We start from the raw sequence: 19,250 nt of genomic DNA, 5'->3' as shown, positions 1-19,250 counted from the left end.
TGCTTATACTTTCACTTAACAATAAACTGAGCCTAATTAAATTTTATAGACAAGAGGTTAACGTATGGAAATTAATATCAAGTTATCTGATGACCCACTTTCTCAGCTCCCTGAAAAATCATATGAATCCTTCATTGCTGAGCTAAAAGCACGTGTTTTAGAAGTTTACCCTGGCAGCTATCTTTTGATTACTCATGATAATGGCCCAACAACCTTTCAAACTAAAGGCTTCCATGATGATAACGAAGCCCATATTGTCTTACATGAACTTGTCGAAGATGTCTTAAAACATGGCCATTGGTTAAAACAGTAATCTCCGTGTTAGGTTACATGAACAAAACCAGCTATGAGTCTACCTGACCTCTAGCTGGTTATTTTTTATTTCTCCCATATTTCGATAACACGCCTCTAATATGGGTTCAAACTCTGATCAAGATCATACTTAATCTTAACTTTCACCAAAACAAGTTAAAATCGCTTTACCTCACACCGTTATATGATACTGTATATAACGTAATTTTCATTTACATTGCTTTTGCTAATTATAGCGGCCAGTATTTATACTGGCTCTTTTTTATGAAATCATGCTAAAACCCTCTTTGTCATCCCCCATTTTAGGCCTAATCTGCTATAGTATTTTTCTAGTACCAGATAGAGTTATTATTCATTGTGTGCAAAATAGAGGTATGACTATGAAGCGTTTGTTACTGGCTTTTTGCCTGGCTCCAGCCCTTGTTATGGCTGATAATGCCCCATTAAATATTAGTGAAATAGCCAAAGATTATTGTGAGATCACTGGTCAAGCACTAAGTGAAGCATACAGCACTGACAAAACTAGCAGTGAATTAACCCAATCAACCATTGCTAAATTGAAAAGTGAAAATGTCGACCTCAAGCAATTAGCCACTGTAGAGTCAGACCTCCGCGAAAATCTAACATCAGCGATTGACACCGTACGTAGCAATAAATCTAAGTTTGCTAATGAAGGTGACTTCAATAAATCATTAAATGACTCCATTTCAGCTTGTAAGATTCAAACTGAACTGCTTTTGAATAAATCTTAATCATTTAATTTTTAAAAAAAGAAAAAGCGCTCAAACTAAAATTTGAGCGCTTTTTTATTAATTGGTTGTTTTTTTAACACACAACTGTTCAATCGAGAATTGTAATTCAGGTGTTTCACTAATAATCAATTGCCCATGCTCAGAGAAACGCCCTTCTTTAATGCTGACATTTGCAACAAATGGTAGCGAGCTATCTTGGCTCGATAAGCGGTATAAGCCGCAAACCCGATAACTTTCTCCTTCCTTAAACTCGCTTTTTTGCACTATATCCACATCACTGAACTCAATTACTGATGCATTTCCTAGCTTTTTTTCCACCATGCTTTGCGCTTCATTTTTAACATCTGAGTCACCAATACTGGTATAAGAATGGTATGCAAATACGCCTAAAGCCAATAGCAATACAATTAATAATTTTGTTTTTATACGTTTCAACGCATCACCTTTCTACTTTATGATAACTTAACCTAGTATAAATGTATTATATCAATTTGAGTAAACAATTTGAGCTTTTGCCTTACGCACTTACGTTTGTCCTAACCAGTTGACACTACTTTATAAAAATTAGTTTTTAAATTGAAAACATAACCAATGTCCTTCCTATTATTATTGATTCAATCTATATCTATTAAATTAACATTAATAAAAAAAACATTTTTTATTTATTTAGTTTTATACTGGCCTATATACTACCTGACTGATTTAATATATTTTTATGAAAGAAAAAATCGTTAAAAACCTTGTTAGCCTAACTCATGGTACCAACAATGATGTTAAAATAGCGGCGATAAATGCATTAGGCGATTATATTTGTTCTATTGAACAAGAAGATGCTATCGATAGACTATTAGCTTTATGTGAGGATTATAATAAAGATATTGCTGTAGCATCAATTGTATCAATTAGCAAACTAGCTAAATTCTTCCATGAAACCCAACAAAACAAAACCAATTAAAAAAATAACGATTTAACGTAAAATTCATTTATTTAACAAATGATTTGCATTATGAAAAAATAAAGGAAGAAACATGACTGAATTATGGTTTATTCATTTAGATAAGTAAATTCAATTGAATTAATTAATTCCAATGGCAGAATAATAATCAATAAATATCTAAAGGAGATATAACATGAATATATTAAAACCATTAATTCTCAGTGCAAGTTTAATCGCGATTAGCTTTTCAACATTCGCTTACCCAGGAGATGGTAATGGTTCATGGCACCGCGGAGGGTACCAAAACCAACAGCAATATAATGATAGGCCTTGCGATAATTACCGCCACTCTAATCATGCAAATCGTCACCGTGGTATGATGCAGTATTCAACATCAATTCAAACTACTCAACCAGATGAAACACTGAAAAAAATTGCTGCAGATGCTCCTAAAGGAGAAAATGGTAAACAATATATGGTTAAAGTTGCGGTTGTAGAAATTACACCTAACTTTCCAGTACAAGGCCAATAATTTTTACCAAGGGTAGAATAAACTACCCTTTTTTGTTTATATGACTTCAATGGTTATACCCCCCCATAATTGATCCCCCTTACTTTGCTATCTTGGCATGACATGTTTCTTTTCTTATTTACCGTAGATAAATTTGCAATAGTTCAGAAACTAACCAGATGAATAAGTAATCATAAAAAGCAAATAATTATTTACTTTGGAACTATTTTGAGTAATCTAATACTTTCAAAGATAATAATTTCAGGGAATAACTATGGATCGCCGTTCGTTTCTTAAATCCACATCACTAGTTGCAGGTGGAATTGCACTTAACTCACTTTTTAATCAAGCCATTGCGCAAACAAACAACATAAATATACCAAGTGAAAAACAACCTCTCTTGCTGAATTTTAATGAAAATTCATTAGGGATGTCACCGAGTGCAAAAGAGGCCATTATCAAAGCGTTACCTAATGCATTTCGTTATCCGGATGACGCTCGTGCTGAATTACAGCATAATATTGGTGAGCTCTACAGTTTATCTAATAAGCACATTAGTATGGGTAATGGATCATCTGAAACGATTCAAGCTGTTGTCGCTATGTTGGCAAATAAAGCAAACAAACTCGGTAAAAAAATTCAACTAGTCACCCCTGATCCAACGTTCAATTATGCAGAACTTTATTCTCTGCCATTAGGTATTAAGATAACCAAAATTCCTTTAAAAACTGATTTATCATTTGATCTAGAAGGAATGGAAAAAGCTGCTAATGATTTTGACGGTTTATCAATGGTCTATATTTGTAACCCGAATAACCCGACAGCAATGATCACGCCTTATAGCCAGTTGGTTAAATGGATGAGTAAAGAGTCTGACAACACATTTTTTATCGTTGATGAAGCTTACGCCGAGTTTGTTGAAGACCCAAATTTTACGAGTGCTATTCAATTAGTCAAAAAAGGCCAAAATAACCTGATTGTCACACGTACTTTCTCAAAAATTTTCGCCTTAGCAGGTTTAAGAGTTGGCTATGGTGTTGCGACCCCCGAAATTATTGCTGCTGTAGACGAATTTTTATCTATTGATAATACCAATACAGCGGGAGCAGTCGCTGCAATAGCGTCTCTAAAGGATAAATCATTTATTGAATACAGCCTAAAATCTAACAATATTTCGAGAAAAATCGTAGAAAAAGCATTAAATGAGATTGGGTTAGAATATGCCCCATCACAGGCTAATTTTATTTTCCATAAAGTTAAAGGTGACGTAAAAACCTATCAACAACGTATGGCTGAAGCTCATGTTATGGTTGGCCGTGAATTCCCACCTGCCATTGGCTGGAATAGACTCACACTAGGAACCCCCGAAGAAATGCAGCAATTTGTTGTGATATTAAAGCAGTTTCATGAAAAAGGATGGGTATAAATTAAGTTCTCTCCAAAAAGAGCAGTTCAAGCTGCTCTTTTTACATTAAAATGGCCCCTTAAAGATAAAAAAGGCGCCTGCAAAAATAAAAATAAAACCAATTAAATGGTTAATGGTAAAATTTTCACCTAAATATAATACCGAAAAAAGAACAAAAACACAGAGTGTTATCACCTCTTGCATTGTTTTTAATTCAGCCGCACTGTAATACTGATGCCCTAACCGATTAGCTGGCACTGCAAAACAGTATTCAACCAATGCAATTAACCAGCTAAAGAAAATAACAACATACAACGGCTTTGTTGTGAACTTTAAATGGCCGTACCAAGCAAACATCATAAATACATTTGAAATAATAAGTAAGAATACTGGATAAAATTTAGTTAACATGCTGATTCAATAGACAAACAATAAATAACCGATATTATGAGGTTAGAATTAACACACGACAATGTGCTCCCATAAATACCCCTGCGCTTCATATCATAAATTTAAACGTATTTAGCAATCATTACGAGGTAATAATGAATATTAAATATGAATTAATGACACAACCAGATTGTCCTGCTGTCGCTCAATTATTGCAATCTAATTCTGAATCTCAACAAGGTGGATTACTCGGTGAATACCCTCAAGCCAAAGTCAATGCAATGTTTGCAGGAAGTCTGACTACCGTTGTAGCTCGAGATGGAAATAAAATTATCGCTGTCGTATTTAGCTTTGACCCTAATTCCTCATCCCTCCCCCCTATAGCACATTTGATCATTAAACAGCATGCAGAAATTGTACAAGGCAACTGGTTCTATGGTCCTGTTTGTATCGATAGTGATTATCGAGGGAGAAATATTCTCAAATCACTTTTTGATAAAATTTGTTCGTACAACCAAGGAAAGCCTATTGCCTTTATTAATGCAGACAATCTCAGATCGCTTATGGCGCATCAAAAAATAGGCATGAGCAATGCCACTAACTTTGAATTTAATGGCATCACATATCATCTAATGGTAGGGAGTTAATTGTGTACCAATTGGTACATTTTTATTTTAATTTGCTTATTTTTTGCTACACTGTGACAAATTATTGTATACAGGAGTCATTTTATGACAGATTTCATTAGTGCAAATCAAAAAGCATGGGATAAACAAGCTGAATCACAACTTGCTTGGTCAACCCCCGTTGATTCCAAAACTATCAATGATGCCAAACAGGGAAAATGGCAAGTTCATTTAACACCAACTCCTGTTGATGATACTTGGTTAGGGAATGTAAAAGATAAAAAAATTCTTTGCTTAGCTTCTGCGGGGGGGCAGCAAGCTCCGGTACTCGCGGCAGCAGGAGCAAATGTGACTGTTTTTGATTTTTCTCAGAAACAGCTTGACCAAGACAAAATGGTGGCAGAAAGAGATAATTTAACCTTAGAGATTGTTCAAGGTGACATGCGATCATTACACATGTTTGCTAATGAAACATTTGATATTATATTTCATCCTATTTCTAATCTGTATATTCCGGATGTTAGCCCTGTCTGGCAAGAATGCTACCGTGTTTTAAAACCAAATGGACGGCTGTTATCCAGTTTTTTTAATCCTGTTGTTTTTATTGGGGAACGAGATAAGCAATATGACGAACAAGGTATAATAAAGCCAAGTTACACTATGCCTTACTCCGAACTATCTACTTTATCGGCAGAGCAAATAGCACAAAAGCAGGCAAAGCAAGAAGCTTTTGTATTTGGTCATTCACTGACAGATCTCATTGGTGGGCAAATAAAGGTAGGTTTTCATATCACAGGCTTTAAAGAGGACTGGCAACCTAATCCACGCTTTGTCGTTGACAATTATCTACCCACATTCCTAGCGACGATAGCAGTTAAATCAAATTAATATTAGTGACGCTCGTTTTGCTAGCAACTCAACGAGCTATCATTAATTTAGCTTCTTTTACAATATCTATCCCACACAGCTTCAAATTGTTCTGCGGGAATAATATCATCTGTTTTTTCTACAAAAGGAATGGATATCATTACTTTTCCAGCTCTATTTTTATGAAGCCTAACGATAAATCTTTTATAGCCATGGGGTAACTCATTTTCAAAACCAAAGACTTCACCGCAATAATAGCCCGTTTCATCCCCTTCTTCATTTTTCGTCAATACATAATATTGAACATTTTTATAATTTGCAGCCGAAGGGTAAGCAAGAAAATCTTCGACAGAACTTTTCACTCGGCTTTCAGTATCTAACTCAGCATCAAGTTTAACTTCAGTCATAATTCCTGCAATATACGCACAGCCAGCAACTAACAGTAATACCAGGGTTCTTAATAACATTTTAATGGTACAGCTCAATAGAAAACATTGCTTATCATTATAGTTAATACTTAAATTTTTGCGACTATAGCCAACCATGTTTAAGCCGTCAGCATATCGAGAGAGTTTAGTTTTATGATGTTTTATAGCTAATTATTTTACTCTATGTTATTTATTGAGTGAGTTGCCATATATAAACTAATATTGCCGCTGTTATTATCCAAATAGCGGTTGCCATACTTAAACTTCCCCAAGCGGTCATTTTCGTTGCTAATAAATATACCGTTAGTAAATACATTGCATAAGGAATGAGAGACCAGAGCCCAAACAGTGCAGTTTTTCTGAGAGCTTCTGTTCCTTGTTCTTGAACGACGATAACATGAGCAATTAATGCAAATGTAGGAAATAACGGAACTAAACCTGCAATATAGTAAATTTTACTACGTGAAAATAGTGCAATAATCAATACGGCTAAAGTACCTAAAAGGCATTTAAAGAATAAAGAAAGCATACCGCACTCTAGACTCAAATTTTAAACGTTGACTATTATTATCACAAATCACTCGTAAATTAACTCTCTTGTAGGTAGCAATCTACAACAATTATTTCCTCTTATTCCCTCGTTATCAGTAAAAGTTGCCTAATCCCTTTCAATTTTATGAGCTAAGTCAAATTGTTGAATATAAAGTATCCAGAATTAGTGCCGATACATTTACTTAGTCCCTACGCCTGATGCTTTCGCGTGACTACATATAACTTTTTAGCTATCGGACAGCTTCGATTTGCTCATGGTTAATAACGTTATGTTTAGAAGTCGTTCTTAGTATGCGTACAAACATACTACTCGATGGTATGAAAGGAAATAATCAATGATGTCTGGTAATTTAAAAAAAATTAATTTTAGTTCAGCTAAATTCTCTTTTTCTGGTTTTAAGACAACAACCCTAGTCTGGTTTATTTCAGGCCTGCTTATCGCCCTTCTTCTTTCAACCTGTTGGTTTTTCTTTAGTTCTTTAAAACAATATCAAGAAACATTAACCAAGCTCGATACTATCTATAACGAACAAACACAGTTGAATAATACATGGCAGTCTTTATTACAGGCACGAAATACTTTAAATCGTGCTAGCTCTCGCCATTTGTTGATTATCAATAAGATGAAAACTTCAAATACTGACATAGATAGCCTTATCGAGTTTTATCATAAAAAAATGGCAGAAACAGGTAATTATTGGGATGCATTCACTGCCACCTCACTCTACAAAAATAGCGATAAATTTGCTGAGTTAGAAAAATCATATAAAGCGTTATATGCTGCATTGAATGAACTTTCAGTCTTTCTAGTTCAAGGAAAAACATATGACTTTTTAAACCAGCCGACTCAAGGATTTCAGGATACATTTGAGAAAAACTACGTAAGTTATCATCAACAATTAAATAGTAGTTATCATGATATTGCTCTTGCAAGTGAGCAACTGTATAAACAAAGTTTGATTGGTTTAATCATTACTATCTCAATAGTTATCCTCTTAGCTCTATTTATTCGATTTATTCTACAACTTTTCTTTATTCGCCCACTAAACCAAGTTATTGATGGTATTGAAAAAGTTAGCCAAGGCGTTTTATATCACAGCTTTGATAATAAAGGGTTATATGAGATCAAGTTACTTAAACAGCATGTGTCTAATATGCAAAGTAAACTGATTGATATCGTCAAAAATATTTATGACAACACTCACCATATAAAAGTTGAACTTGGTGACATCACTCAAATGAATCACGACCTTTCTATTCGAGCAGATCAACAGGCCGCAGCCATTGTTGAAACAGCAGCCAGTGTCGAAGAGCTCGATTCCTCTTTTAAATTAAATACGGCCCACACTAACCAATCGTGTCAATTGATGTCCGAGACGAGTGTAACGATTGATAAAAGTAATGAACTTATTTCTGATGTTGTAGAAAACATGGATGATATTGTCGATTTTTCCAAAGAAATCAGTAAAATCACCTCCACCATCGATAACATTGCTTTTCAAACTAATTTATTAGCATTGAATGCCGCTGTAGAAGCTGCCAGAGTGGGTGAACATGGCAAGGGCTTTGCGGTTGTCGCAAATGAAGTACGCGAATTATCAATTAGTTGTACTCAGGCATCCAAAGAAATTAAGCTATTAATTAATAATTCAAACGATAAAATTAATCACTGTTTCCAATTAGCTGCGGATGCAAATGATAATATCGTTTCAATTGCACAAGACACATCTAATATCAATGAAATGATCCAAAGTGTTGCCCTTGCTTCGAATGAGCAAACCCATGGGGTAAGCCAAATACACTTAGCAATTAATGAGTTAGATAATACCACACAAGCGAATGCAGCTATGACTCGCGAATTGCAATCATCCTTAAAAGCGTTAGAGTCTCAATCAGATTTATTAGAAGATATTATTTCTATTTTTCACACAGAACCGAAAAGTGACCATGAAGTTGACAGTGATATTCACTACGAGGTGAAAAAAGTAAAATAATTTGTCTAAACATGTATTATCTTGTATCGCAATTTATTTAGGAGGTTGGCTTTAGATAGTCGCCTCCGATAATTTTCTCATATCCCTCTCATTCCTCCAATTTTTGTTACTATGTTTTATCGCCATTTAATAACTTTTTACAGTTTATCTGATATAACAGATTACGATTACTTCTATTAAACATGAGTTCATGATGACAATAAAAATTACTGTTCTTGTAGATAATAATACCCTAATTGATAGCTATTTTTGCGGTGAACCCGGTGTTTGCTACTATATCGAAGCTGATAATAAAAAAATATTATTCGATACAGGCTATTCAGATATATTTATTGATAATGCACATATCTTAAATATTGACCTTGCTGAGATCACTGATCTGGTTCTTTCTCACGGCCACAACGATCACACATGGGGCTTAAGTCACTTAATTCAACATTTTGACCGCCGTAACATTGAAACACAAGAAGCTAAGCACCTGATATACCATCCAGATGCCCTAATTCCAAAAAAATTTCAATCTAAAGTCATCGGAGCGAATACACCTAAAGAGTTTTTAGCTTCTTATTTTCATTGTATTGAAACGACTAAGCCATATTATCTTTCTGAAAATATTATATTTTTAGGCCAAATTCCTAGAGCCAATAGCTTTGAAGGAAAAGACCCCATTGGTACTACCCTCGACTTCAACCATAATATCGTTGACGACTATGTCTTTGATGACTCTGCACTTGCCATTAAAACATCGGAAGGCCTAATTGTGATAACGGGTTGCTCTCATTCTGGAATTTGCAATATTACTGAATATGCAAAGCATGTAACTGGCATCAATAACATTGTTACTGTGATAGGCGGGTTTCATTTGCAGCAAGCCTCAGAAGAAGTTTTAGAACAAACAGGTAATTACTTTCGCCAGCAAGATTTAAAATTTATACACCCATGTCACTGTACCGATCTTAACGCCAAAATACATTTAGCGAAATTTGCGCCCGTACAAGAAGTTGGCACAGGGTTACAGTTAACTTACTCAAGTTAATATAAAACCAGTTAACACAAAATAGAATAAAGTAAAACCTAGTGTTACATTAGGTTTTACTTACACCAGTAATATTAAGCCCTTACAAAAACAATCAAAATTTATGTTCTTGAGCCCAAATCTTCATCCGTATTACTGCCTTTAATCATTCTTGTCATTTCTTCGCAACGGATAATTTTCCCATCTTCTATTTGAAAACAAGCAAATACCTCAAATTCACTTATTGAACCATCTTTTTTAGTCGCTTTTGCCAGATGCTGAGTATGAACACACCCATCCCCTTCTGCGATCGATTTTATAGTAATAACGATTGATTCAGTGGCTTCTTTCAATACCTGCAAATGGGCAATAAACTCATTAAAATTAATTTGTTTCCCATCAACAACTTGGATATATTTATCTGAAAAATATTGCTTAGCCACAGACAACGAACCTATATCCTCGCCCAATACCGCATTTAATGCTTGTGTTACCCACTGTGCGTTAGTCATATTTTATCCCTTATCATAAAAACAGCTTTCATCATTGTTATGGGAGTATTATTTTGTATTTCAAGTCAAAAACCAATTTATTATCTTTTTAATTTTATTCTTATACTATATTTCAATAATTTCTTATTTGTCCGTAATTTAATCTACAAAATACCACTTAATTTACCATTTTTATGATTACTCTGATTTGGATTAAGCACTAATCACTGGTATTATCTAATGGTCTATCTAAGCAATAGACACCTTATAACAATAACTATAAATATACATTTCCATTAGATACCCCTGCATGCAGGGGCTTTTTTTATTAAATAATTTCATCCCCCAAAAAACCATTATTGATAACCTGTGACTTTTTCCTCATTTTACGACTCTCCTAATTGCTAACATCATACTCCAATCCCATACTTTTTAAGCATTATGAAAATATCTTAGCTAACCACCTAAAGAGGTTAATCATGAAGTTACTTTTGTTAGGATGCATACTTACTGCTTCTTTTTCTTTGCAAGCAATTGCCGCTACTGAAACGCCGATCCGGCTAGTTATCCACGGTGGTGCTGGTACTATTACAAAAAATACAATCACGCCTGAACAAGAAAAAGCATACCAAGATAAATTAAATGAAGCGCTAAAAGCAGGTTATAACGTATTGAATAAAGGAGGTTCTAGCCTTGATGCAGTACAAGCTTCCATTAATGTAATGGAAGATTCGCCTTTATTTAATGCAGGCAAAGGTGCGGTATTCACTCACGATGGAAAAAATGAAATGGATGCCTCAATTATGGATGGTAGTAACCTGAAAGCAGGCGCCGTTGCTGGTGTTACCAATATCAAAAACCCAATCAATGCCGCCTATGCTGTTATGACAAAAAGCCCTCACGTGATGATGGTTTCTAAAGGTGCTGAGCAATTTGCTGCAGAGCAAGGCATTGAAATTGTTGATCCATCTTATTTCCGTACTGATTTTCGCTGGGAACAATTGCAAAAAGCGAAAGAAAAAGAAAAAGTCGTATTAGATCATGATGGGAAAACAGCTGCACTATTTGTAGACCCTATGTTATACGATTATAAATATGGCACTGTTGGAGCTGTTGCTTTAGACAAACAAGGTAACCTTGCAGCTGGTACATCAACAGGGGGTATGACAAACAAACGGTATGGTCGCGTTGGTGACTCGCCTATTATTGGTGCAGGAAATTATGCAGATAATAATACCGTAGCTGTTTCCGCAACAGGCTCTGGAGAAATGTTTATTCGTACAGCAACGGCTCATAATATTGCAGCACAGGTAAAATATAATAAAGCCACCCTTTCTGATGCATCTCGTAATGCACTCGATGACGTTAAAGCTATCGGAGGCAGTGGCGGTGTAATTGTATTGGATAAATCTGGCAATTACGCAATGGAATTTAATTCAGAAGGTATGTACCGTGGAACTATAGGTGATGACGGTATCCCTCATGTATCTATTTATAAAGAATAAACTTTAAATAAACAACAATCCCTCAGACTTAATTAATAAGTATTGAGGGATTTTTATTTCTATTATGACAATATTAAGATGAATGACAGTTACAATCTTTAACTATTTGTAAAGGAAATAAACATGCAATTAGAGTAGGTTAATTAATAATTATAACTTTTATAAAAGGTATTTTTATGCGATTTAATCTAACTCAAGTAAATATATTAGAAGAAAACACAAAGGTTACAGGGTTACATATAATTTTACTCGGTGATGATAGTTCTGTTCATACACTTAAAATGGATATAAAAGGTTTGGATACCATGAACATGAGTTTAAGAGATATAGAAAAATATGCTATCAAACAACTTAAACATAACTTTGAACATTGTTCTAATGGTTAAATTTTACGATTACTTCTAGGCAATAATAAAATTTATTGCCATATAAATAAAATTTTTATTCTTCATCAGGATTTTTAAGCACTTTATATATTTCTTCTTTTAATCGTAGTTTCTGTTTTTTTAACTCAACCACCTCATCGCCATACCCTCTTCGGTCTGAATGTTCCAATCTTGCAATTTCATGGTCTAACTGATTATGTTTTTCAAAAAGAGCACGAAAATGAGGGCTTGATTGACGAAGTTGAGAAATTAAATCGCGGTACTCTGGAAACATAAGTTATTTCTCCTGCGTTAGTTTTATCAGCACATAATCTAATCATTTTCACCTAAATCAAAAATAATATCATCCACCTTATATCAAATTTACAACCGACTTCAACTAAATTCCATGTCATTTCGAGTTAAGCATCATCACTATGTTAGCTTAAGCAAGTTATTAATACTTTATTTATGGGTTCATTAAGTTATCAATAAAAGACAGCATCATAATGACTCTATTACACAATGCGTTAATGTTAATATAGCATTTCTACCTCTCATGAAATTTAAACCAATGAGTAAGGTGCACTCAAAAATTTAAGATATCTATTTAGAACTCGGGAAAATAAATGCAAATTAAAAATACCGGCGAAATTGAGCAAGATATTCAGGTATACCTTGTGAATTCTTTCACACAAAATAATACTGGTGGCAACCCTGCTGGTGTTGTTCTCAACCCGCCAGCACTCAGTACTTCACAAAAAATAGCTATTGCGCAACAAGTCGGTTTTTCAGAAACAGCATTTGTCTATAATGGTGAACAAACTGATTTTGAAGTAGATTTCTACACCGCTGAAGGTGAAGTCGATTTTTGTGGTCATGCCACATTAGCGGTGTTTTTCACTTTAGCGTCACTTAAGCTGATTTGCTCTGGGTGTTACACCCAAAAAACCAAGGCCGGTATTCTAAGTGTGTCTGTTAGCCCGAACAATATCGTTATGGAGCAAGCGCTACCCACCCTGCGAGATGGACCTAATATCAATGAAGTTGCAGCAGCCCTTGGCATAACGAGTGACATTATCACTGAAACAAGCTTACCTATCATGATAATTTCAACTGGGTTACCCGACATTATTATTCCCGTAAAAACAGGTTATTTAGATTTACTACAGCCTAATTATGAAGCAATAGCGAAACTAAGCCGTGAATTCAATACGATCGGCTTCCATGTATTTGAGTTAAATCAAGACACATCAATCACAGCACATTGCCGAAATTTCGCACCGCTCTATGGAATAAATGAGGAATCGGCAACAGGCAGCGCTAGCGGAGCGCTTGGCTGCTATTTGGTCAATTATGTCTTACCAAATGAAACTCAATTTCTATTTGAGCAAGGTCGTGCCATGGGATGCACCTCATCGATTCAAGTAAACATTCACTCACAAGCGAAAAAGATTACTCAAGTGAAAGTTGGCGGCCAAGCCGCCATGATGGGAACTCGAATAATACATATTTAACTAGAAGTACAATATGTTAGGCCATAGATTATGATTTAATTATTCAATAAAACAATGAGGCTAGCACATGCAAGATTGGAACCCTGATTTGTATCTGCAATTTAAACAGGAAAGAACTCGCCCATCATATGACTTAATCCGCCATATTCATGCCGATAACGTATGTAATTTAACCGATTTAGGTTGTGGTCTAGGTAATTCAACTCAAATACTTCGTGAAATGTACCCATTAGCAAGAATAATTGGGGTCGATAACTCTCCTGCCATGCTAGTTGAAGCAAAAAAGAACCTTCCTGACTGCCAGTTTATAGATGCAAACATTGAAACCTGGGTTCCTGAAATCAAACAGGACCTTATATTTGCCAATGCTTCGTTACAATGGTTACCTGATCACAACCTATTATTCCCTCATCTTGTTGATCAATTAAAAAGCAACGGTATTTTAGCCATCCAGATGCCAAATAATTGGAATGAACCCACACATGCTTTAATGCGCAAAGTGGCCAGTGAGCAAGCGATTTCCGCCGTCAATAGAACAGCGCTTTTATCAATAGCTGAATATTATGATTTGCTTTCAGCAGCCCATTGTTCTGTTGATATATGGCAAACGACTTATTATCACGTCATGCCATCGATTGATTCAATCATTGATTGGTTAAGCGCGACAGGATTAAGACCCTACGTTGAAAACCTAGATAAAAAACAAACCGAACAATTTCTCGCTCGTTACCATGAATTATTAACAGAAGCTTACCCAGCACAAGATAATGGCTATGTTTTAATGCCATTTCCTCGATTGTTTATCATCGCAAGAAAGCTTAACTAGTTAGTATGGAAATTTTTCCCATGGATGGGATAGTCTAGCAATATAATGAAATGCTAAGCTGTTAGCCTATAACTATCTTCGATTAACTCCTTGAGTTCATCATCAGTAAGGCGCCCTGGCAACTTTATCGTAATCCAATGCTCTTTATTCATATGATACGCTGGATAAATATCATCTTTTAACCGCAATGAACCAATAAGTTCAGGGGGAGCTTTAAGGTTGATAATATTAATTACCTCCTCATTTTTATTTATTTCTAATTTCTTAGATGAAATACGCATAATAACTGCAAACCACTTTGCGTTGTTTTTTCGTCTAAAAACAATATATTCAGGGTACTTCATCCATGGAGTTTCAGGCTCCACACCATAATTATGCTGAATATAATCAATCAATTCACTTCTGTTCATTTTATCATTCCATCTCATCAATGATGATTAAATAAAATTACTTACCTACGGAATTATACGCCTTCTCGCTCGCTCTGTAACAATATCTTTATTTCATACAGTTATACTCAAAGGAGTTTTCTTTTACTAAAATTCTTATGGCAACATGAATATCACCAGTGAATCTTCTAGAGGAACTATTGAACCGAGATTTATTTTTCGAACGATAAATTAACAAAGAACAGTTACTAAATAGAAATCACTTTAATGATCCCAAGCAACCACAAGACCATTATAGTGAATAATGTGCTTAATTACTGACATCGATTATCCCAAATCTTCTGAAAATCCGGCTCAGAGATCATTTCCCCCTCGAAATCAAATAAAGGAATGGAAAACACGCACTGGCCTTCATGATTAGCAGCAACTTCAACAATAAACCGCTTATACTTATATGGTAAATCATCTTTAAATGTAAACACTTCACCACATACATCCCCAATAACCTTATGACCCATCATTGAACCATGTGAATAGAATTTAACATTTCTCATGTCAGCAGCTTTCGGTTGGTGCATAAAATCCACTACTGTCTGTTTAGCGCCATCAATAAGGGTTGGTTTTTTACTAAAGTTTATTGAAACACCTATGATAAAGGCTAATAATATCAACAACAAAACACATAGAACTCGCAAAATTTTGGTGTACACAACAAGCTACCACTCCTGATATTAATTGCTTATAATGTATTCCTAATATACGTTTAGGGCAATCATAACCCCCATTTAGCGTGTGATTTGCTTATCCTTTGAAGAAAACCATATCTGTTTTGCACTTACATGAACCCTTTTCTGTTAAAACTCGCTATTATCATTCGATGTTGTATCTATCATGGCAGATAAAATCTGATACAAAAATTACAACTGATAAAACATCAATTATGTGTATTTAATCAATCTTGAATATGTATATTCACCCATTATTTTATAAGAAAATTAATATTTGAGGGTGCTAATTTTTACATTTAGTTAAAAATGCACTAATTCAATTCACATAGGAAGTAATTATTTAAAGAATATAACAATAAACACTAAAGACAACCTTTACCTTTGGAAATATGAATAGCTATACTGTTTTATTTTTCAGCAGTAAATAAATAATAAACGCATGGTTCCATATTGAAACGAGACATGAAAATTTCACCCTTCACAATTAATTTACTCAAGTATATAAAACCACTGCCGATATTCTAAATAATCACGACTAGATTTAATATAGATCCGTTATTACTCATAGTAAAATCAGTACATAATAAAATTCCCTGGACTGATTTATTATTATCCAATCAATTAATTTGTAACAAAACATTTCAATTGGTAATATTTTATTACCAATATGATACAGCATTGTAAATAAGGATATTTATATATGTATAAATTAAATAGAAATATAGAATAAAAAAAATAGAATAAATAAAATACTAAACAATAAGCATAATTTAATCATTAAAATTAATATTCAATGTATCGTATAAAAATTAAATCGCAAATACTCTTTATACGAGTAAATACAATTGTCAATTCATTTATCTCGCAATATTGGAAAAATAGCAAAAACTGATTTAATTGCTATTTATCAATATGTTGTTACAAGCTGAAAATTAAAATCAAACGATTGACTTTTCTCTTTCAATCGATTGCGCCTATGAAAAATATATCATTAAGCGTTTTAAACGATTGTACTTAATATTATTATTTGATTAATTTTTATCTCAGAAAATTCTTACTCACTATAGGGGTTAATATGGATCGTGCTATTTTAAATAGCAAAGTAAACATCTTAATTGGAAATTATTTAAGGCAGAAACGTATCGAAAATGATCTGACAGGAGAAGATATAAGCAAATTACTTCATGTCAGTCAACAACAGGTTTCACGCTACGAAAATGGTGTTAATACTATATCATTCAGTCTAATTTTAATGTTTTTAATACAATTAAACATTAGCGTAGAATCCTTCTTCGTTTCTTTATTAAAAGAATTGGAGAGCGAAGGTGAAATTATTGATTTGGGTTTAAATTTATATTCAAATTCATTACCCAACAGAAAACAATATCTTTATTTATAATAACATTCATTATCAACAAAAATACTGCACCAACACCAATATGCTAGAAAAAGAAATAATAAAGAAAGAAATCACACAAAGGAATAAGAACCTTGGTGAATATATAAAAATTATAAGAGTGAAAAATAAAATATCAACTCATGAAATGGCAATTAATTTGGATATTACAGAAAGTCATTATATAGAGTATGAGCATGGAGGCACCTCAATTTATGCAGATCATTTAATAACCATATCTAAAATTTTTAATATAAATATAAATGTATTCTTAAATGTATATATGAAAAACTAGATATTACCACCTATGTTAAAAGGCTTGGCTGCTGCTAGCCTTTTAACCTTTTCCCCCTGATTTGTCTACATGCTTAAACTTGAAACTAAGCCATCGAGTTGGGCAAAAACCTATGTTATGACCGAAGAATTTTTCTAAATGCACAAACGGGAGTTTTAAGCTCTCGTTTTTCATCTCATAATACCAAGACTATGTAATGCACTACCCTTAGGGTTTATTAACAATTTATTGAATTGACAATGATTATTATTCAGTGCTAATTATGATTATAATCACTAAGTTTGAACATTTTTCTTTACGCAAGATTAGTAAGTTAACCAAATACCCTGTAGGGCGTAACATGAACAATTACTGCTTTTTTATCAAGTCGGAAAAAACCTAAATCAAGCGAACAAGAAATACAAAAGCTGCTGGCTATATACAGCAATTTGAAGAGGTTGAAGCCCCTTCAAGCAAGAAAACACTTGAACGTTTTGCCGATACTCGCAGTGAAGAAGTTAAAAATATCTATGCCTTTGCTGGTGCTGATATCCTTTTAGGCATCGTTGGCGCTGTCGCAATGGTGTTTAAATAGCGTAGGCTGAAGATTACAAAAGTAGATGCAGAGAATATATGCATTCAATTTCCTCATAGCGTGTTTGCTTCTATCCTGATAAGTTTACTAGGTTGTTAGTCCGTATCTGATTCATGATATCCACACGAATTTTCAAGCAAATCGTGGTGAACAAAAAACTACAAATATAATAACAACAAACTTTAAAAATGCGCTAAATAAGTCCGGTTCTGATTGTGGAGAAAAAACGCCAACTTTATTCTATGAGCGACGCTCTTTATCAGAAGGCTATATCTCGAATAGAGAGTTGATACATTAAACTCAAATCAATCCTCTCCATGATATCGACTCGTTCTTATTGGAAAACCTAACCACTTAAAATAGATAAAAAGGAATGTCTTAATGTTGTCTAAAGTCACTCGATTATTCCCATTATGGGCTCTACTCTTATCCATATTTGCTTATTATACACCAAACTCATTTACAGGGGTCTCCCCGTTTATTAGCTACTTACTGATGCTAATTATGTTTACTATGGGAGTAACACTAAGAATTAGCGATTTTAAACGCGTCGTGACAAGACCCGCCCCAGTGATTATTTGTACCTTTATTCATTACTTGATTATGCCCCTAGCAGCTTGGCTTTTGGCTAAAGCTTTTGATATGCCAGCTGATCTTGCCGTTGGAATGATATTAGTGGGTAGCGTGGCGAGTGGAACGGCTTCAAACGTGATGATCTATTTAGCGCGCGGGGATGTGGCATTATCTGTTACGATTTCATCGGTATCTACCTTGGTTGGCGTATTTGCAACACCTTTATTGACTCTGTTATATGCAGATACATCAATTAGTGTAAATGTCATGGGTATGTTGCTGTCTATCTTACAAATCGTAATTATCCCTATCATTGCAGGGTTAGTCATTCATCATCTTTTCAGTGAAATAGTGAAAAAAATTGAACCATTTTTACCTTCTTTATCAATGATTTGTATATTAGCAATAATCAGTGCTGTCGTTGCAGGTAGCCAAAGCCATATTGCTTCTGTTGGATTTATGGTCGCTATTGCTGTTGTATTACATAATGGAATCGGTTTAATTGGTGGCTATTGGGGCGGGCGTTTATTTGGTTTTGATGAGTCAACTTGCCGAACTTTGGCAATTGAAGTTGGCATGCAAAACTCAGGGTTAGCAGCAACTTTAGGAGCGCAATACTTTGGTGCTATGGCTGTTCTTCCAGGCGCATTGTTTTCTGTTTGGCATAACTTATCGGGCTCTTTACTCGCCGGATATTGGCAAGGAAAACCAACTAAATAGATACTGTTTGAATACTTAATATCCCCATTAAAAAATTGAGCTACCCAATAATTTGGGTAGTTCCAGTAAAAAGACCATTCCT

At 34.3% G+C, this 19,250-nt stretch carries 24 protein-coding genes; 16 read left to right on the top strand and 8 right to left on the bottom strand.

Features of this window, described 5'->3' with window-relative positions; genetic code table 11:
- Positions 1-64: 64 nt before the first annotated feature.
- Entirely contained in the window at positions 65-313 is a 249-nt protein-coding gene (locus tag PR725_RS05750) for a DinI-like family protein (protein ID WP_004253462.1), read from the top strand.
- Between the two features lie 379 nt (positions 314-692).
- Positions 693-1,064, top strand: coding sequence for a hypothetical protein (locus tag PR725_RS05745; RefSeq protein WP_231136920.1), 372 nt, complete (start codon positions 693-695; stop codon positions 1,062-1,064).
- Between the two features lie 57 nt (positions 1,065-1,121).
- Here PR725_RS05745 and PR725_RS05740 read toward each other — a convergent pair whose 3' ends face one another.
- Positions 1,122-1,499: a hypothetical protein gene (locus PR725_RS05740; RefSeq protein ID WP_004911465.1), complete on the bottom strand. Its 378-nt coding sequence runs from the start codon at positions 1,497-1,499 to the stop codon at positions 1,122-1,124.
- A gap of 280 nt (positions 1,500-1,779) precedes the next feature.
- Here PR725_RS05740 and PR725_RS05735 point away from each other — a divergent pair, with 280 nt between their 5' ends.
- The 3 genes from PR725_RS05735 to PR725_RS05725 all read left to right on the top strand — a co-directional run bounded on the left by PR725_RS05735 (position 1,780) and on the right by PR725_RS05725 (position 3,938).
- On the top strand, positions 1,780-2,019 hold the full coding sequence (locus PR725_RS05735; RefSeq protein WP_004911467.1) for a HEAT repeat domain-containing protein: 240 nt from the start codon (positions 1,780-1,782) through the stop codon (positions 2,017-2,019).
- A 175-nt stretch (positions 2,020-2,194) separates the two neighbouring features.
- Positions 2,195-2,533 (top strand): hypothetical protein, encoded by a 339-nt coding sequence (locus PR725_RS05730; RefSeq protein WP_004911469.1) that lies wholly within the window; start codon positions 2,195-2,197, stop codon positions 2,531-2,533.
- A 253-nt stretch (positions 2,534-2,786) separates the two neighbouring features.
- A complete protein-coding gene (locus PR725_RS05725) occupies positions 2,787-3,938 on the top strand; it encodes a pyridoxal phosphate-dependent aminotransferase (RefSeq protein ID WP_004911470.1) in 1,152 nt (383 codons plus the stop codon).
- Positions 3,939-3,983: 45 nt separating this feature from the next.
- Here PR725_RS05725 and PR725_RS05720 read toward each other — a convergent pair whose 3' ends face one another.
- On the bottom strand, positions 3,984-4,328 hold the full coding sequence (locus PR725_RS05720) for a DMT family protein (protein WP_109912416.1): 345 nt from the start codon (positions 4,326-4,328) through the stop codon (positions 3,984-3,986).
- A 134-nt stretch (positions 4,329-4,462) separates the two neighbouring features.
- Between PR725_RS05720 and PR725_RS05715 the strand changes: the two genes are divergently transcribed.
- The gene (locus PR725_RS05715) at positions 4,463-4,954 is read left to right on the top strand and encodes an N-acetyltransferase (RefSeq protein WP_109912415.1); all 492 of its coding nucleotides are present in this window, start codon (positions 4,463-4,465) and stop codon (positions 4,952-4,954) included.
- Positions 4,955-5,038: 84 nt separating this feature from the next.
- Positions 5,039-5,821 (top strand): class I SAM-dependent methyltransferase, encoded by a 783-nt coding sequence (locus tag PR725_RS05710; protein ID WP_272568005.1) that lies wholly within the window; start codon positions 5,039-5,041, stop codon positions 5,819-5,821.
- Between the two features lie 47 nt (positions 5,822-5,868).
- On the opposite strand, the gene PR725_RS05705 is transcribed toward PR725_RS05710, so the two are convergent.
- Together PR725_RS05705 and PR725_RS05700 are read right to left on the bottom strand one after the other, a co-directional pair.
- Positions 5,869-6,345: a hypothetical protein gene (locus tag PR725_RS05705; RefSeq protein ID WP_004911484.1), complete on the bottom strand. Its 477-nt coding sequence runs from the start codon at positions 6,343-6,345 to the stop codon at positions 5,869-5,871.
- 73 nt (positions 6,346-6,418) lie between these two features.
- Positions 6,419-6,757, bottom strand: coding sequence for a GlpM family protein (locus PR725_RS05700; protein ID WP_109912413.1), 339 nt, complete (start codon positions 6,755-6,757; stop codon positions 6,419-6,421).
- Between the two features lie 358 nt (positions 6,758-7,115).
- Between PR725_RS05700 and PR725_RS05695 the strand changes: the two genes are divergently transcribed.
- Both PR725_RS05695 and PR725_RS05690 read left to right on the top strand, forming a co-directional pair.
- Entirely contained in the window at positions 7,116-8,774 is a 1,659-nt protein-coding gene (locus PR725_RS05695; protein WP_109912412.1) for a methyl-accepting chemotaxis protein, read from the top strand.
- Between the two features lie 193 nt (positions 8,775-8,967).
- A complete protein-coding gene (locus PR725_RS05690; RefSeq protein ID WP_004911498.1) occupies positions 8,968-9,810 on the top strand; it encodes an MBL fold metallo-hydrolase in 843 nt (280 codons plus the stop codon).
- 101 nt (positions 9,811-9,911) lie between these two features.
- Here PR725_RS05690 and PR725_RS05685 read toward each other — a convergent pair whose 3' ends face one another.
- Entirely contained in the window at positions 9,912-10,301 is a 390-nt protein-coding gene (locus PR725_RS05685) for a nuclear transport factor 2 family protein (protein WP_004911500.1), read from the bottom strand.
- 458 nt (positions 10,302-10,759) lie between these two features.
- Between PR725_RS05685 and PR725_RS05680 the strand changes: the two genes are divergently transcribed.
- Both PR725_RS05680 and PR725_RS05675 read left to right on the top strand, forming a co-directional pair.
- Complete coding sequence (locus PR725_RS05680) at positions 10,760-11,785, top strand: isoaspartyl peptidase/L-asparaginase family protein (RefSeq protein ID WP_109912411.1); 1,026 nt, start codon at positions 10,760-10,762, stop codon at positions 11,783-11,785.
- Positions 11,786-11,961: 176 nt separating this feature from the next.
- Entirely contained in the window at positions 11,962-12,171 is a 210-nt protein-coding gene (locus PR725_RS05675) for a hypothetical protein (RefSeq protein ID WP_109912410.1), read from the top strand.
- A 55-nt stretch (positions 12,172-12,226) separates the two neighbouring features.
- Here PR725_RS05675 and PR725_RS05670 read toward each other — a convergent pair whose 3' ends face one another.
- Positions 12,227-12,445, bottom strand: a complete 219-nt coding sequence (locus PR725_RS05670; RefSeq protein WP_110731982.1) for a YdcH family protein — start codon at positions 12,443-12,445, stop codon at positions 12,227-12,229.
- Positions 12,446-12,779: 334 nt separating this feature from the next.
- Between PR725_RS05670 and PR725_RS05665 the strand changes: the two genes are divergently transcribed.
- Together PR725_RS05665 and tam are read left to right on the top strand one after the other, a co-directional pair.
- A complete protein-coding gene (locus tag PR725_RS05665) occupies positions 12,780-13,667 on the top strand; it encodes a PhzF family phenazine biosynthesis protein (RefSeq protein ID WP_196718340.1) in 888 nt (295 codons plus the stop codon).
- A 67-nt stretch (positions 13,668-13,734) separates the two neighbouring features.
- Positions 13,735-14,493: a trans-aconitate 2-methyltransferase gene (tam, locus tag PR725_RS05660; RefSeq protein ID WP_272567996.1), complete on the top strand. Its 759-nt coding sequence runs from the start codon at positions 13,735-13,737 to the stop codon at positions 14,491-14,493.
- 53 nt (positions 14,494-14,546) lie between these two features.
- On the opposite strand, the gene PR725_RS05655 is transcribed toward tam, so the two are convergent.
- Together PR725_RS05655 and PR725_RS05650 are read right to left on the bottom strand one after the other, a co-directional pair.
- Positions 14,547-14,903 carry an MmcQ/YjbR family DNA-binding protein gene (locus tag PR725_RS05655; protein WP_004911514.1) on the bottom strand — a complete coding sequence of 119 codons (357 nt, stop codon included), beginning with the start codon at positions 14,901-14,903 and terminating at the stop codon, positions 14,547-14,549.
- 293 nt (positions 14,904-15,196) lie between these two features.
- Entirely contained in the window at positions 15,197-15,592 is a 396-nt protein-coding gene (locus PR725_RS05650) for a hypothetical protein (RefSeq protein ID WP_109912405.1), read from the bottom strand.
- Positions 15,593-16,685: 1,093 nt separating this feature from the next.
- Between PR725_RS05650 and PR725_RS05645 the strand changes: the two genes are divergently transcribed.
- The 3 genes from PR725_RS05645 to panS all read left to right on the top strand — a co-directional run bounded on the left by PR725_RS05645 (position 16,686) and on the right by panS (position 19,168).
- Positions 16,686-17,009, top strand: coding sequence for a helix-turn-helix domain-containing protein (locus PR725_RS05645; protein ID WP_004911517.1), 324 nt, complete (start codon positions 16,686-16,688; stop codon positions 17,007-17,009).
- A 40-nt stretch (positions 17,010-17,049) separates the two neighbouring features.
- Complete coding sequence (locus PR725_RS21825) at positions 17,050-17,301, top strand: helix-turn-helix domain-containing protein (protein WP_004911521.1); 252 nt, start codon at positions 17,050-17,052, stop codon at positions 17,299-17,301.
- Between the two features lie 955 nt (positions 17,302-18,256).
- Entirely contained in the window at positions 18,257-19,168 is a 912-nt protein-coding gene (panS, locus tag PR725_RS05640) for a ketopantoate/pantoate/pantothenate transporter PanS (protein WP_272567991.1), read from the top strand.
- Positions 19,169-19,250: the final 82 nt, after the last annotated feature.

This window comes from Providencia sp. PROV255 (genome assembly GCF_028478065.1).
GTDB classification, from domain to species: Bacteria; Pseudomonadota; Gammaproteobacteria; order Enterobacterales; family Enterobacteriaceae; genus Providencia; species Providencia rettgeri.
The sequence above is the reverse complement of the archived record's forward strand: the minus strand, read 5'-3'. Positions and strand labels throughout refer to the sequence as shown.